The sequence below is a fragment of the Tessaracoccus pujii genome (assembly GCF_055326215.1).
Genome location: NZ_JBUZNP010000015.1, coordinates 1 through 12,697 on the forward strand (window position 1 = coordinate 1; position 12,697 = coordinate 12,697).

General features: G+C 67.8%; 11 protein-coding genes and 1 pseudogene. 4 read left to right on the plus strand and 8 right to left on the minus strand.

Going from position 1 to position 12,697, the window contains the following annotated elements; translation table 11 throughout:
• From chvE to mmsB, 3 genes are all read left to right on the plus strand, one after another.
• A partial coding sequence (chvE, locus tag ACZK5N_RS14010) for a multiple monosaccharide ABC transporter substrate-binding protein (RefSeq protein WP_463625151.1) occupies window positions 1-963 on the plus strand: 963 nt, incomplete at its 5' end.
• A 78-nt stretch (window positions 964-1,041) separates the two neighbouring features.
• On the plus strand, window positions 1,042-2,580 hold the full coding sequence (gene mmsA, locus ACZK5N_RS14015; protein WP_459018216.1) for a multiple monosaccharide ABC transporter ATP-binding protein: 1,539 nt from the start codon (window positions 1,042-1,044) through the stop codon (window positions 2,578-2,580).
• Window positions 2,580-3,755, plus strand: a complete 1,176-nt coding sequence (gene mmsB, locus ACZK5N_RS14020; protein ID WP_463625153.1) for a multiple monosaccharide ABC transporter permease — start codon at window positions 2,580-2,582, stop codon at window positions 3,753-3,755. The genes mmsA and mmsB overlap by 1 nt, the downstream gene beginning before the upstream one ends.
• A 101-nt stretch (window positions 3,756-3,856) precedes the next feature.
• On the opposite strand, the gene ACZK5N_RS14025 is transcribed toward mmsB, so the two are convergent.
• The 5 genes and pseudogenes from ACZK5N_RS14025 to ACZK5N_RS14045 all read right to left on the minus strand — a co-directional run bounded on the left by ACZK5N_RS14025 (window position 3,857) and on the right by ACZK5N_RS14045 (window position 7,778).
• A complete protein-coding gene (locus ACZK5N_RS14025; protein WP_459020440.1) occupies window positions 3,857-4,312 on the minus strand; it encodes a TOBE domain-containing protein in 456 nt (151 codons plus the stop codon).
• A gap of 126 nt (window positions 4,313-4,438) precedes the next feature.
• Window positions 4,439-4,927 (minus strand): annotated as a pseudogene (locus ACZK5N_RS14030) (ABC transporter ATP-binding protein); the annotation flags it as partial.
• 3 nt (window positions 4,928-4,930) lie between these two features.
• Window positions 4,931-5,746, minus strand: coding sequence for an ABC transporter permease (locus ACZK5N_RS14035; RefSeq protein WP_459018219.1), 816 nt, complete (start codon window positions 5,744-5,746; stop codon window positions 4,931-4,933).
• Window positions 5,743-6,630: an ABC transporter permease gene (locus ACZK5N_RS14040; RefSeq protein WP_459018220.1), complete on the minus strand. Its 888-nt coding sequence runs from the start codon at window positions 6,628-6,630 to the stop codon at window positions 5,743-5,745. Before ACZK5N_RS14040 ends, ACZK5N_RS14035 begins: the two co-directional genes overlap by 4 nt.
• Window positions 6,630-7,778 carry an ABC transporter substrate-binding protein gene (locus ACZK5N_RS14045; RefSeq protein WP_459018221.1) on the minus strand — a complete coding sequence of 383 codons (1,149 nt, stop codon included), beginning with the start codon at window positions 7,776-7,778 and terminating at the stop codon, window positions 6,630-6,632. The genes ACZK5N_RS14040 and ACZK5N_RS14045 overlap by 1 nt, the downstream gene beginning before the upstream one ends.
• Before the next feature lie 295 nt (window positions 7,779-8,073).
• On the opposite strand from ACZK5N_RS14045, the gene ACZK5N_RS14050 reads away from it, so the two are divergent.
• Entirely contained in the window at window positions 8,074-9,054 is a 981-nt protein-coding gene (locus ACZK5N_RS14050) for a ribose-phosphate diphosphokinase (protein ID WP_459018222.1), read from the plus strand.
• Here ACZK5N_RS14050 and ACZK5N_RS14055 read toward each other — a convergent pair.
• From ACZK5N_RS14055 to ACZK5N_RS14065, 3 genes are all read right to left on the minus strand, one after another.
• Window positions 9,051-10,364, minus strand: coding sequence for an MFS transporter (locus ACZK5N_RS14055; RefSeq protein ID WP_459018224.1), 1,314 nt, complete (start codon window positions 10,362-10,364; stop codon window positions 9,051-9,053). The genes ACZK5N_RS14050 and ACZK5N_RS14055 overlap by 4 nt on opposite strands.
• 88 nt (window positions 10,365-10,452) lie before the next feature.
• Window positions 10,453-11,499 carry an NAD(P)-dependent alcohol dehydrogenase gene (locus ACZK5N_RS14060; RefSeq protein WP_459018226.1) on the minus strand — a complete coding sequence of 349 codons (1,047 nt, stop codon included), beginning with the start codon at window positions 11,497-11,499 and terminating at the stop codon, window positions 10,453-10,455.
• A gap of 52 nt (window positions 11,500-11,551) precedes the next feature.
• Window positions 11,552-12,382, minus strand: coding sequence for a hypothetical protein (locus ACZK5N_RS14065; protein ID WP_459018227.1), 831 nt, complete (start codon window positions 12,380-12,382; stop codon window positions 11,552-11,554).
• Window positions 12,383-12,697: the final 315 nt, after the last annotated feature.

Below are 12,697 nucleotides of genomic sequence, written 5' to 3' on the forward strand. Positions count from 1 at the left end.
GAGCGTTGGATCGCCGACGGCGAGGCCGTCAAGTCCCAGCTCGAAGAGGCCGGCTTCGAGGTGGACCTCCAGTTCGCCAACGACGACATCCCCACCCAGAGCCAGCAGATCGACCAGATGATCACCCAGGGCGTCAAGGTCCTGATCATCGCCGCCATCGACGGCACCGCCCTCGCCCCCCAGCTGCAGACCGCCGCCGACCAGGGCATCAAGATCATCTCCTACGACCGCCTGATCCGCGACAGCGGCAACGTGGACTTCTACGTCTCGTTCGACAACTTCAAGGTCGGCGTCGCGCAGGGCCAATCCCTCATCGACGGCCTCAAGGCCCGCGGCGAAGGCCCGTTCAACATCGAACTGTTCGCCGGCTCGCTCGACGACAACAACGCCCACTTCTTCTTCAACGGCGCCATGAGCGTCATCCAGCCCGAGATCGACAACGGCACCATGACCGTCGTCTCCGGCCAGACGAAGATCGAACAGGCCGCCACGCTCGGCTGGCAGCAGGAGACCGCGCAGAAGCGCATGGAAGACCTCCTCACCGCCAACTACCAGGGCGACACCAAGATCGACGGCGTGCTGTCGGCCTACGACGGCCTGTCCCGCGGCATCATCACCGCCCTGCAGAACAACGGCTACTCCGGCACCGTCGCTGACGGCTTCCCGATCGTGACCGGCCAGGACGCCGAGATCGCCTCCGTCAAGCTCATCCAGGACGGCGTGCAGTACTCGACGATCTTCAAGGACACCCGTCTGCTGGCCGAGCAGGCCGTCACGGCCGCCCAGTCGCTGCTGGCCGGCGACGAGCCCGAGGCGAACAACACCAAGGATTACGACAACGGCGTGAAGGTCGTCCCGTCCTACCTCCTCGATGTGGCCACCGTCACGCAGGAAAACATCGGCGAAGCTCTCGTCGACACCGGCTACTGGACCCAGGAGCAGATCGACAAGGGCGTTGCCTGATCGAGGCACCCACGATGGCCCGGCTCCCCGCGAGCCGGGCCATCGCTCGCCAAGTGTGACTTTCCCGAAAGGCGACGCATGAACGACACCTCAACCATCCTCGAGATGCGCAACATCACCAAGACATTCCCCGGTGTCAAGGCGCTCTCGGACGTCACGCTTGAGGTCAAGCGCGGCGAGATCCACGCCATCTGTGGCGAGAACGGGGCCGGCAAGTCCACCCTCATGAAGGTGCTCTCGGGTGTCTACCCGCACGGCACCTACGAGGGTGACATCATTTTCGAGGGCCAGCCGTCCAGCTTCGGCTCGATCAACGACTCCGAGCACGCCGGCATCGTCATCATCCACCAAGAGCTGGCGCTTGTGCCCCTGCTGTCGATCGCGGAGAACATCTTCCTCGGCAACGAACAGGTCGAGGGCGGGCGCATCAACTGGCACAAGACCAACGCGGAGGCGGCCAAGCTGCTGGCCCGCGTCGGGCTGGACGAGAACCCGGTGACGCCGATCAACCAGATCGGCGTGGGCAAGCAGCAACTCGTGGAGATCGCCAAGGCGCTCTCCAAGCAGGTCAAGCTGCTCATCCTCGACGAGCCCACCGCAGCCCTCAACGACACAGATTCGGCCCACCTGCTCGACCTGCTCCGGCACCTCAAGGGGCAGGGCATCACCTCGATCATGATCTCGCACAAGCTCAACGAGATCATCGCCATCGCGGACGCCACAACCGTGATCCGCGACGGCATGACCATCGAGACGCTGCAGCGGGGCCCCGAGATGACCCAGGAACGGATCATCAAAGGCATGGTCGGCCGTGAGTTGGACAACCTGTTCCCGGATCACACGCCCAACATCGGCGAGGAGATGATGCGGGTAGAGGACTGGACGGTCCTGCACCCCACCGTCGCCGGTCGCAAGGTCTCCGACAACGCGGCGTTCGACGTCCGCAAGGGCGAGATCGTCGGCATCGCCGGCCTCATGGGCGCCGGCCGTACCGAACTGGCCATGAGCATCTTCGGAGGCGCCTACGGGCGCAAGGTCTCCGGCAGGCTCCTCCTCAAGGGCAAGGAGGTCCACCTCCACTCGGTGGACCAGGCCATCGAGGCGGGGCTGGCCTATGCCACCGAGGACCGCAAGCGGTACGGGCTCAACCTCATCGACGATATCCGCCGCAACATCTCGGCGGCGTCGCTGGACCGGATCGCGCGCAACGGCGTCGTCAATTCCAATGAGGAGATCAAGAACGCTGAGCGGTACCGCAAGGAGATGCGCATCAAGACCCCCACGGTGATGAACGTCGTGGGCCAGCTCTCCGGCGGCAATCAGCAGAAGGTGGTCCTGTCCAAGTGGATGATGACCTCCCCCGAGGTGCTGATCCTCGACGAGCCCACCCGTGGCATCGACGTCGGGGCAAAGTACGAGATCTACACCATCATCAACGCGCTCGCTGACGCCGGGAAGGCCGTCGTCGTGATCTCCTCGGAGCTCCCGGAGCTCCTCGGCATCTGCGATCGCATCTTCACGCTGGCCTTCGGCCGCATCACCGGCCAACTCCTTCGGGCAGAGGCAGACCAGGAGAAGCTCATGAAGCTCATGACCAAAGAAAGGGAGGCCGCCTGATGACCGGAATCAAGGATCTGTTCTCGAAGAACCTCCGCCAATCCGGCATCGTCATCGCGTTCGTCGCGATCGTGGCGCTGTTCACGATTCTGACCAACGGGATGCTGCTCGATCCCACCAACGTCAGCAATCTGATCCTGCAGTACTCCTACATCCTGATCCTGGCGATCGGCATGCTGTTCGTCATCGTCGTGGGCCACATCGACCTGTCCGTGGGCTCGGTCGTCGCGCTCGTCGGCGCGGTGTCGGCCACGCTGATCATCAAGATGGACATGCCCTGGTTCGTCGGTGTCCTCGCCGGACTCGTCGTGGGCCTGATGATCGGCGCGTGGCACGGGTTCTGGGTGGCCTACGTCGGTATCCCCGGCTTCATCGTGACCCTGTCGGGCATGTTGCTGTTCCGCGGCATGACCTTCCTGGTGCTGGGTTCGGTGTCGCTGTCGCCGATGACCGGGGAGTACCAGCGGATCGCCAACGGGTTCCTCAACGGACTGTTGGGCGGCATGGGTTATGACCTATTCACGCTGCTCATCGGCGTGTTCGCCGTCGCCGGCTTCGCATGGAAGCAGTGGCGCAGCCGTCGGGCCCGGATCCGCTACGAGCAGGAGGTGGAGGGCATGCCGCTCTTCGTCGCCAAGCTCGTCCTGCTGGCCGTGGTGATCATGTTCTTCGCCTGGAAGCTCGCCACCGCGCGTGGGTTCCCGATCGTGTTGATCATCCTGGCGGTCCTGGTGCTGATCTACTCGTTCCTGTCCAAGAGTTCAATCTACGGCCGTCACGTCTACGCCATCGGTGGCAACATCAACGCGGCCATGCTCTCGGGCGTCAAGGTCAAGCGGACCATCTTCTGGGTGTACGTCCACATGGGTCTCCTCACCGGCGTCGCCGGCGTGGTGTTCTCGTCCCGCACCAACGGCGCCCAGCCTGGCGCGGGCAACATGTTCGAGCTGGACGCGATCGCGGCCTGCTTCATCGGTGGCGCTGCCGTCACCGGCGGTGTGGGCACCGTGGTGGGGGCCATGATCGGTGGTCTGGTCATGGCCGTCATGAGCAACGGCATGCAGCTGATGGGCGTGCAGACGTCGATCCAGCAGATCGTCAAGGGTCTGGTGCTGCTGCTGGCTGTGGCGTTCGACATCTGGAACAAGCGTCGGGCCGCGGCCGCCAAGGCCTGATCCTCAACGCTGATACGGCGCCCGGGTCCCCCCGGGCGCCGTTTCGCGTTGAGTGGGCCGACGGGGCGCGCAGCGCCCTTCGTGTCGGGACCTTCCCGGCTCTACTCGATGACCAACACCGGAGCCTGGTCCACTGTCACCAGCACGCGGTCCCCCTGAGCCAGGGGCTGCGCCGCGCGGGCATGCAGGTATGCCTGCAACTCGGTGTCGTCGTGCAGCGTGACATAGACCCGGGCGTGATCGCCGAGGAAGGACAGCTGCCGGATGGTGGCCTCGAAGCCCTGTGCTCCCGTCGCATCGGCGTGCGCCAGCGGCATGAGGGACAACCGCTCCGGCCGCACGAGTGCCACGCCGCTCCCCTCCGTCACCGAGCCGGGAAGCGTGGGCACCCACTCCCCCAGCACCTTGACGCGGCCGCCCTCGACCTGGCCATGCACCCGATTGGTGGAGCCGATGAACTGCGCCACGAACTCGTTGGCGGGACGCTCGTACAGCTCCCGCGGGTCCGAGAGCTGCTCGAGCCTACCTTCGCGCATGACACCGACCCGGTCCGCCATGGCGAGAGCCTCACCCTGGTCGTGGGTGACGAACAGCGTGGTGGTGCCGAGTTCCAGCTGAATGCGGCGGATCTCGTCACGCAGTTGCACGCGCACTTTCGCGTCGAGCGCGGAGAGGGGCTCGTCGAGCAGCAACACGTCCGGATTCGACGCCAGCGCCCTCGCCAGCGCAACCCGCTGCTGTTGCCCGCCGGACAGCTCCGTCGGCAGGCGCGAGTGGTGGCTGCCCAGGCCGACGAGCTCCAGGTGGTGGTCGATGATCGACTTGCGCCGTGACCTGTCCACCTTGCGCATCGAGAGCGCGAAGTCGATGTTTCCCGCCACGGTGAGGTGTGGGAACAGCGAGTAGCTCTGGAAGACCATGGCCATGTTGCGCTTGTTGGGCGGGACCTGTGTGACGTCGTGGCCGCCCACCACCACAGAGCCGGCGTCTGCCTCCTCCAATCCGGACAGGACGCGCAGAGCGGTGGTCTTCCCGCACCCCGACGGGCCGAGGAGTGCGACGAGCTCCCCGGGCCGGATGTCCAGGTCCAGGTGATCCAGGGCTACGACCGTGCCGAAGGTGCGGGTCAGACCGCGCAGTTCCACGCCGACGGCGGGTGTGCTCTCGCTCATGGTTCAGGACCTATTCTTCGCGCGCTGGGGATGGGTGACGTAACTGAGGCCGACGAGCAGCACGATGCCGAACAACAGCGTCAGGAGGGACACGGCGGCAGCCACCTGCGGGGCCGCCTGGTTGACCAGCATGACGCCGGTCTGGAGGTTCTCGCGCGCCAGCATGCGGGCGATGGTGAACTCGCCGAGCACCACCGCGATGGAGATGAACCCGGCCGACGCGACGGCGCTGCGCAGGTTGGGCAGCAGCACACGGGCGATCACGACTGGCCACGAGGCGCCCATGGAGCGGGCCGCGGCAACCAGGGTGCGCACGTCGATGGCGGAGAGGCCGGAGTCCAGCGCGCGGTACGCGAACGGCAGCACCAGCACCACGTAGGCGAAGCTGAGCCAGATGGCGTGCGTGTCCAGCACCTGGGTCGCGATGAACCGGTAGACCGGCACGAGGCCGACGACCAGCACGATGGCGGGCAGCGTGAGCGGCAGCAGGCAGACGAACTCCACCACCCGGCTCAGCCGCGGCAGCCGCAGCCGCACCCACACCATCGTCGGGAGAAGCAGCACGAACATCATCACCAGCGTCATCGCGGCGATGGCCAGCGAGTTGACCAGCCCCGTGTAGAGCGGCTGCAGGCGGGCGCCGTCACCGCCGCCGAAGAGACGCGCCCAGGCGTCCGCCGAGTACCGGCCGGTGAGCGGGAAGCGGATGGAGAACTCGAGCAGCGCGTACAGCGGGTAGGCCAGGAACAGCCCCACGGCCCCCAGCACGGCAGCCCTCAGCCGCCTCTGCCGCGTCAGCTTCACGGCCGCGCGGCTCATCGGGTCCACCGGGCGGTGCGGCGCTGCAGGGCCGCGTACAGGGCCATCACGACGGCGATGACCACGATCATGCCGGCGGCCAGGGCCTGGGCGTAGGAGTCCATGTCGGTGTTGTTCTCGTTCCGGATGGCGCCCTCGATGGCCATGGGCACGATGATGGTGCGCTGCGAGATGAGCGCGGCCGCCGTCGCATAGGCCGAGAAGGCGTTGGCGAACAACAGCAGGAGGCTGCCGAGGAAGCTCGGCAGCAGGATGGGCCCGGCCACGCGGCTCCAGAACGTCCAGGTGGAGCCCCCCAGGTTCTCGGTGGCGTCGCGCCACTCCTGGCGCAGTCCGTCGACCGCGGGCAGGAACACGATGATCATGAGCGGGATCTGGAAGTAGCTGTACACCACGACGAGGCCGGGCACGGAGGGGAGGAAGTCACCCGGCACGGTGAGTCCGAACGCGTCGGCGATCAGCCGGGTGAAGTTGCCGTTCTTGCCGAGCACCGAGATGAAGGCGAATGCCAGCATGACGCCGCCGAACTGGGCCAGCACGGAGGAGACGGCCGTGTAGACGCGACGCAGCGGCGAGTCCACGGCCACCGTCGACAGGGCGTAGGCCGCGACAGCCCCCACCACGGCGCCGATCAGCGCCGAGGCGAGGCTCAGCCACGCGGTGGTGAGGAAGATCTGGGCGGTGGCGGGCGTGAACAGCTTCGAGACCCCGTCGAGCGAGAACCGCCCCTCGCGGTTCCGGAACGCCCCGACGACCACCAGCACCGTCGGGAGGAACAGGAACACTGCGAGGTATCCGAAGAAGGGCAGGGTCACTGCCGCGTCCCGTGCGGTGCGCGTGAGACGCGCACCCGGCGCCGTCACGCCCGCCACCTGTGCTGTCATCAGCTGATCGTCGCGTCCCAGTTGTCCTGCAGGAACGCGGTGGCGGCCTCGGCCTGCTCGGCGGTGGGCGCGAGCAGCTCGTCGACGACCGGGGCGGCGGCCCTGGCCTCGTCGGAGAACTCGTCTGCGAAGACCGGGCTCAGCACCGGCACGGCGCCGCCCTCGGCCCACAGGTTCTGCGCCTCGGCGGAGAACAGGTACTCCTGCCACAGCCGGGCGGCGGCGGGATTCGGGGCGTCGTTGTTGATGGCCTGCTTGTAGTAGGAGCCCAGCGCGATGCCCTCCGGAAGGAAGGTGGCCCACTCGACGCCCTGCTCGGCGAGGCTGTTGGTGACGGGCACCATGTTGTAGGACCAGTCGAAGACCACGCCGTGCTCACCGGACTCGATCGTGCCGGGGGTGACGTCGGTGAGGTTCAGCGAGCCGGCGTCGTTGAGGGACTTGAAGTAGTCCAGGCCGGGCTGCAGGTCGTCGAAGGAGCCGCCGTTGGCGAGCGCCCCCAGCAGGAAGCCATTGAACGCGGCCCCCGCCTCGGCGGGCTTGCCGTTGAGCGCGACGGAGCCGGCGAACTTCGGGTCGGTCAGCTGATCCAGCGACGTGATCTCGCCGTACTTGGTCTTGTTGTAGCCCACCACCATGACGCCGGTGTAGTCGGAGACCCACAGGCCCTCGGGGTCCTTCTGGTCCTCGGGGATGTCGGCGAAGCGCTCCACCTGGTAGGGGGCGAAGTAGCTGGTGGACTCGAGCGCCACGTTGGTGCCGAGGTCGAACACGTCAGGGGCCTTGTCGGTGCCCTTGTTGGCGTCGGCGGCGGCGATCTCCTCCTTCGACGACGAGTCGGGGGCCTGCTCGTTGACCTGGATTCCGTACTTGGCCTTGAAGCCCTCGATGACGGCGCCGTAGTTGGCCCAGTCGTGCGGGAGGGCGATGACGTTGAGTTGGCCTTCGGCCTTGGCGGCCTCGATCAGGCCCTCCATACCACCGAAGTCGGCGGCGGAGGTGGCGGTCGCGGCGTCCACAGCGGCAACGGCCGACGAGGACTCGGAGCCGGCGGACGAGGTGGTGGCGGAGGTGGTGCCGCCACAGGCGGCCAGCGCCAGGGAGGCTGCGGCCAGGCCCGCCAGGGCGGCCGTACGGATTCCACGCATTGAGGGTCCTTCTCTCAGGGAGACAGTGGCCGGGTGGCCATCACGCAACCTAGGGGGCGCCGGGAAACGGCCGGGGGGCCTCGGGTGAACGCCGCGTGACCCGGGCGTGACAGCAGAACAACGCTCCCGACGACGGCGGCCGCGGCCGGGGCAAGGAACACGCCCGGGCCACGCGTCGCCGTCTCGGCATCGTTGCCAGAGCGACAACGATCAGTGAGCGTGCCTGTGCCGCCAAGACCCCGGTGAACCAGCCGCGATGACCACTAGGCTGTGGCCAACCTGGAAAGGGGAGTCCGTGAAGGGTGTCGTCGTGTTTTCCGGCTCGGCCCATGCCGCATTCGCCGATGAGATCTGCGCCCACCTGGGGCTACGTCGCTCTGGGGTGAAGATCTCCCGATTCAGCAACGACTGCCTGCAGGCGCAACTGCTGGCCAACTGCCGGCAGCGCGACGTCTACATCGTGCAGCCGCTGGTGCCGCCGACGCAGGACCACCTGATGGAACTGCTCCTCATGATCGACGCCGCCCGCGGCGCCTCCGCGGGCCAGATCACCGCCGTGATCCCGCACTACGCCTACGCGCGCTCGGACAAGAAGGACGCCTCACGCATCTCGATCGGCGGCAAGCTGGTCGCGGACATGCTTTCGACGGCAGGCGTGGACCGGGTGCTGACGATGGCGCTGCACGCACCTCAGGTGCACGGCTTCTTCTCGGTGCCCGTGGACCACCTCACCGCCCTCGGGGTCATCGCCGACCATTACCGGGACAGGGACCTGAGCAACACCGTCGTGGTCTCCCCGGATCTGGGCAACGCCAAGCAGGCCACCCTGCTGGCGCGGCTGCTCAACCTGCCGGTCGCCGCGGGTTCCAAGCAGCGCCTGGCAGACGACCGTGTGGTCATCGACGCCATCGTCGGCGACGTGGCCGGCAAGCGCGCCATCGTGCTCGACGACGAGATCGCCACCGGCGGATCCATCGTCGAGATCGTCAACCGGCTGGGAGACTACGGCTGCGGCGACGTGTCCGTGGCCTGTACGCACGGGCTCTTCGCCGGGAAGGCGGTGGAGAAGCTGACCACCGTGTCGCGCATCGTGGAGGTGGTCTCGACCAACACGGTGCCCGCTCCGCAGGACTTCCCGGGCCTCACCGTGCTGAGCGTGGCGGGGCTGTTCGCCGACGCGATCGACCGCATCCACAACGGACGCTCGGTGAGCAAGCTGTTCAATGACGTGGACCCGTCCTACGCCCCGCCGCCGCAGCCCGAGGGGCTCTTCTAGTCCTCCGCGCGCCGCCGGCGGATTCGCTCCGCCACCTCACGCCACGACGGGACGACCGTGCCCTCGCGGGACATCAGGCGCCGCAATCGACGACGGCTGAGGAGGATTCCGCCGATCCCGACTACGAAGAAGGGGATCTGCAGAAGCCACGCGAGCCGCAGGTGTTCCGGGGTGTAGGCGTCGCCCCGCGCGATCCAGTCGAGGAAGACCCCCATGACCAGGATCAGGATGGTTCCGCCCAGGAACCCGCCGGCGATGACGATGCCGTTGGCCGCCCCCAGGCGGGTGACTGGCAGGTTGGTGCGCGGGAAGTCGAAGCCCACGCCGGTGCCGGGCCCCGCCACGGCGAGCGCGAGCACGAGGCAGATGAGCAGCGGGAGCGGCGTGCGGCCGGGCCACAGCAGCACCGCCGCCCAGCACGCGATCACGGCCCACACGAAGATGAGCACCAGCGTGCTGCGCCGCAGCGGGTGGCGGGCGGTCAGCGAGCCGACGACAGGCCCGGCCACCATCGAGGCCACCGACAGCAGCGCGAACAGGCCTCCGGCCTCAGCCTGCGACAGTCCCTGCCCGACGACGAGGTACGGGATGCCCCACATGAACACGAACGCGATGGACGAGAACCCGGAGGTGAAGTGCACCCAGAAGCCGAGCTGGGTGGCGGGGTGCATCGAGACACCCCGGATCCGTGCGGGGATCTCGCGCAACGGGTCCACCACGACGCTGGACGCCTCCCCCGCCGGCGCGTCGCGCACCCAGGCCGCGATGAGGACGGCGGCCAGCACGCTGAAGCCCACCGTGATGAGGAGTCCCGTGCGCCAGCCGGCGACCTGGATCAGAGGCAGGACCGCGCCCACGGCGGCGATCTGGCCGAGTGCGCCGATCATGCCGGTGACCTGGCTCAGCACCGGGATGCGGCGCGGATCGAACCATCGCGGAAGGAGCCGGAGGACCGAGTTGAACATGCAGGCGTCGCCGATACCGAGCAGGATGCGCGCCACATAGGCGATCGACAGGTCCTCGGCGAGGGCGAGCATGCCCTGCCCGAGCGCGACGACCAGGGTGCCCGCGGTGAGTACGACCCGCGAGCCGTACCGGTCCAGCATCAGCCCGACGGGCACCTGGGCGAGGGCGTAGGTGGCCAGCTGCAGGACGACGAACGTGGAGATGATGCCCGGGGTGGTGCCGAAGTGGGCCGCGGCCTCCAGGCCCGCCACGCCGAGGGAACTGCGGTGCATCACCGCCAGCGCGTAGCCGAAGAGGGCGACGCCCCAGACGACCCACGCCGCCCGGCCGTACCCGCTCGTCACCACGTGAGACCTCCCGACAGGGATCTTAGTGACGCGGGACCGACGGCGGCGACCGCGCCCACCGTCGGCTCCCCTCCGGAGGAGGGTGTCAAAGGGTGGAGATGTCGATGACGTATCGGTAGCGCACCTTGGAGGCCACCACGTTGTCGTAGGCCTCGTCGATCTGGTCCGCATTGATCATCTCGATCACCGGGGCCAGGGAGTGGTCCGCGCAGAAGTCCAGCATCTCCTGGGTCTCCCGGATGCCGCCGATGTTGGATCCCGCCAGCACGCGCGCCTGGCCGGTGAGGATCCCCAGGTGGACGGACGTCGCGTGCTCCGGCAGGCCCACGTTGACGAGCACGCCGTGGGCCTTGAGGAGTTTGAGCAGCCCGTCGAGGTCCACACCGTCGGAGACGGTGGTGACGATGAGGTCGAACGTGCCGCGCAGCTCCTTCATGACGCCGCGGTCTGCCGTGGAGACGTAGTCGGTCGCGCCCAGCTTGAGCCCGTCGTCGCGCTTGGCCAGGGTGCGGCCCAGCACGATGGTCTCCGCCCCCAGCGCGGCCGAGATCTGCACGCCCATGTGCCCGAGTCCACCCATGCCGACGATGCCCACGCGCTTGCCGGGGCCGGCACCCCAGCGCTTGAGCGGGGAGTACAGCGTGATGCCCGCACACATCAGCGGGGCGGCGTGCTCCAGGGTCATCGCGTCCGGCACCCGCAGGAGGTAGTCCTGCTCCACGGTGATGCCCTGCGAATAGCCGCCTGCGGTGGGGAGGCCGTCGCGGCCGGTGCCGTTGTAGGTCCAGACGGCGCCGGGCCGGCCGGTGCAGAACTGCTCCTCACCATGCCGGCACATCTCGCACTCCCGGCAGGAATCGACGAAACAGCCGACGCCCACGCGATCTCCGGGCGCGAACCCGGTCACCTCGGAGCCCACGCGGCTCACGACCCCGGCGATCTCGTGCCCCCCGACGAACGGGTAGTGGATGCTGCCCCACTCCCCCCGGGCGGTGTGGATGTCCGAGTGGCAGATGCCCGTGTAGTGGATGTCGAAGAACACCTCGGTGGGGCCGGGATCGCGCCGGGTGATCGTGGTCTTGCGGTACCGGCCGGTGGGCGAGTCGATGGCATAGGCGGCGACGTCTGGCATGGCTTCCTCCAGGGAGCGGACGGGACGCCTGCGATGCTACCCCGGCGCGGACCTACGCGCCGCCGAGGCCTTCCAACCAGGCCGCGGGGGCGGCGCCAGGGGCCGGCTCCTCCGCACCCTCATCGGGCACGGTGCAGCTGGGCTTGACGCCGGGCTCCGGGCCGAATTCCTTGCCGCCGAAGATGTAGGTCTTGGCGTATTCGTAATAGGCGTCGTGGTTGCCCGTGTCATACGGGTTCTCAAGTGCACAGCGGCCCACGTAGTAGCCCACCACATCCGCGAAGGTCTCCGTCACGCTCCGACCCGCGTAGTCGCTGAAGCGTCCCTCCCGGGCGAAGAGCTTGCGGAACACCGTCCAGTACTCGGGTTCCTGGTACCGGGTGGAGTTTCGCACGTGCCCGAGCTCGTGGACGACCAGCCGCACGAGGCGGCCTTCGTCGCCACTGTCCAGGGCGCGCTGGAACTTGGAGAAGTCCAGGGTCACGTAACCAGTCTTCGTGAGGCTCCAGTCACCCCAGGCGTACCCCGAGATGCGGGCGGCGTTGAGCCCCAGCGTGCCGCTGACGTTGGCCTGCAGATCCGCCCGGTAGGGCGTGCACTCCATGGCGTCCAGCGTTTCCCACAGAATCTTGATCGAGGCGCGGCGCTCCTCGGTCCACTGGGAGCCGGAGAGCTTGAAGCCGAAGGTGGTCGCTAGCTGGGCGGCGAGCTCGTCGACGGAGGCGTCCGCCGGGTATGGCCTGGTGGACGCGCACGGTGCTGGGATGCCGGTCACGGGCAACACGGGCGTGGGCGCGATGGGCAGGGCCTGGGCGGTGGAGGCGACGACGGAACCCGCGGCGACGGCCACCGTGGCCATCAGCGCTGCGATCCATCTGCGCACCGGCTCTCCCACCCTTCACTGCATAACGCTCCCAAGAATCTCTCAGGATTCTCAGCGAGTCAAACCGACCGGCGCCGCTGTGGATAAGTCCTTGTCGTGGGCTTCGCCCGACGAGACGATGGCGAGCAGCTGACTGGCCTGGGCGCCGTCGCCGTCCTGCCGACCTGGGGACAACTGTGTGGATGAAGCCGCCACTGGTCGGGTTCTTGTCCACAGGCTCACCATTTGACCGCGGACATGACCCCCTCCTGCTCTTACAGTGACGCCGGAAGGGAGCCCCGATGCACGACCAGAAGCGGCCGAGTAGGCCGGAAA

Bases quoted from the DNA above. Each gene is read 5' to 3' on its own strand.
- ACZK5N_RS14045 (WP_459018221.1), bottom strand. From the start codon at position 7,778: ATGCGTGGAATCCGTACGGCCGCCCTGGCGGGCCTGGCCGCAGCCTCC.
- mmsA (WP_459018216.1), top strand. From the start codon at position 1,042: ATGAACGACACCTCAACCATCCTCGAGATGCGCAACATCACCAAGACA.
- ACZK5N_RS14035 (WP_459018219.1), bottom strand. From the start codon at position 5,746: ATGAGCCGCGCGGCCGTGAAGCTGACGCGGCAGAGGCGGCTGAGGGCT.
- ACZK5N_RS14025 (WP_459020440.1), bottom strand. From the start codon at position 4,312: ATGGCGGACCGGGTCGGTGTCATGCGCGAAGGTAGGCTCGAGCAGCTC.
- ACZK5N_RS14040 (WP_459018220.1), bottom strand. From the start codon at position 6,630: ATGACAGCACAGGTGGCGGGCGTGACGGCGCCGGGTGCGCGTCTCACG.
- ACZK5N_RS14060 (WP_459018226.1), bottom strand. From the start codon at position 11,499: ATGCCAGACGTCGCCGCCTATGCCATCGACTCGCCCACCGGCCGGTAC.
- mmsB (WP_463625153.1), top strand. From the start codon at position 2,580: ATGACCGGAATCAAGGATCTGTTCTCGAAGAACCTCCGCCAATCCGGC.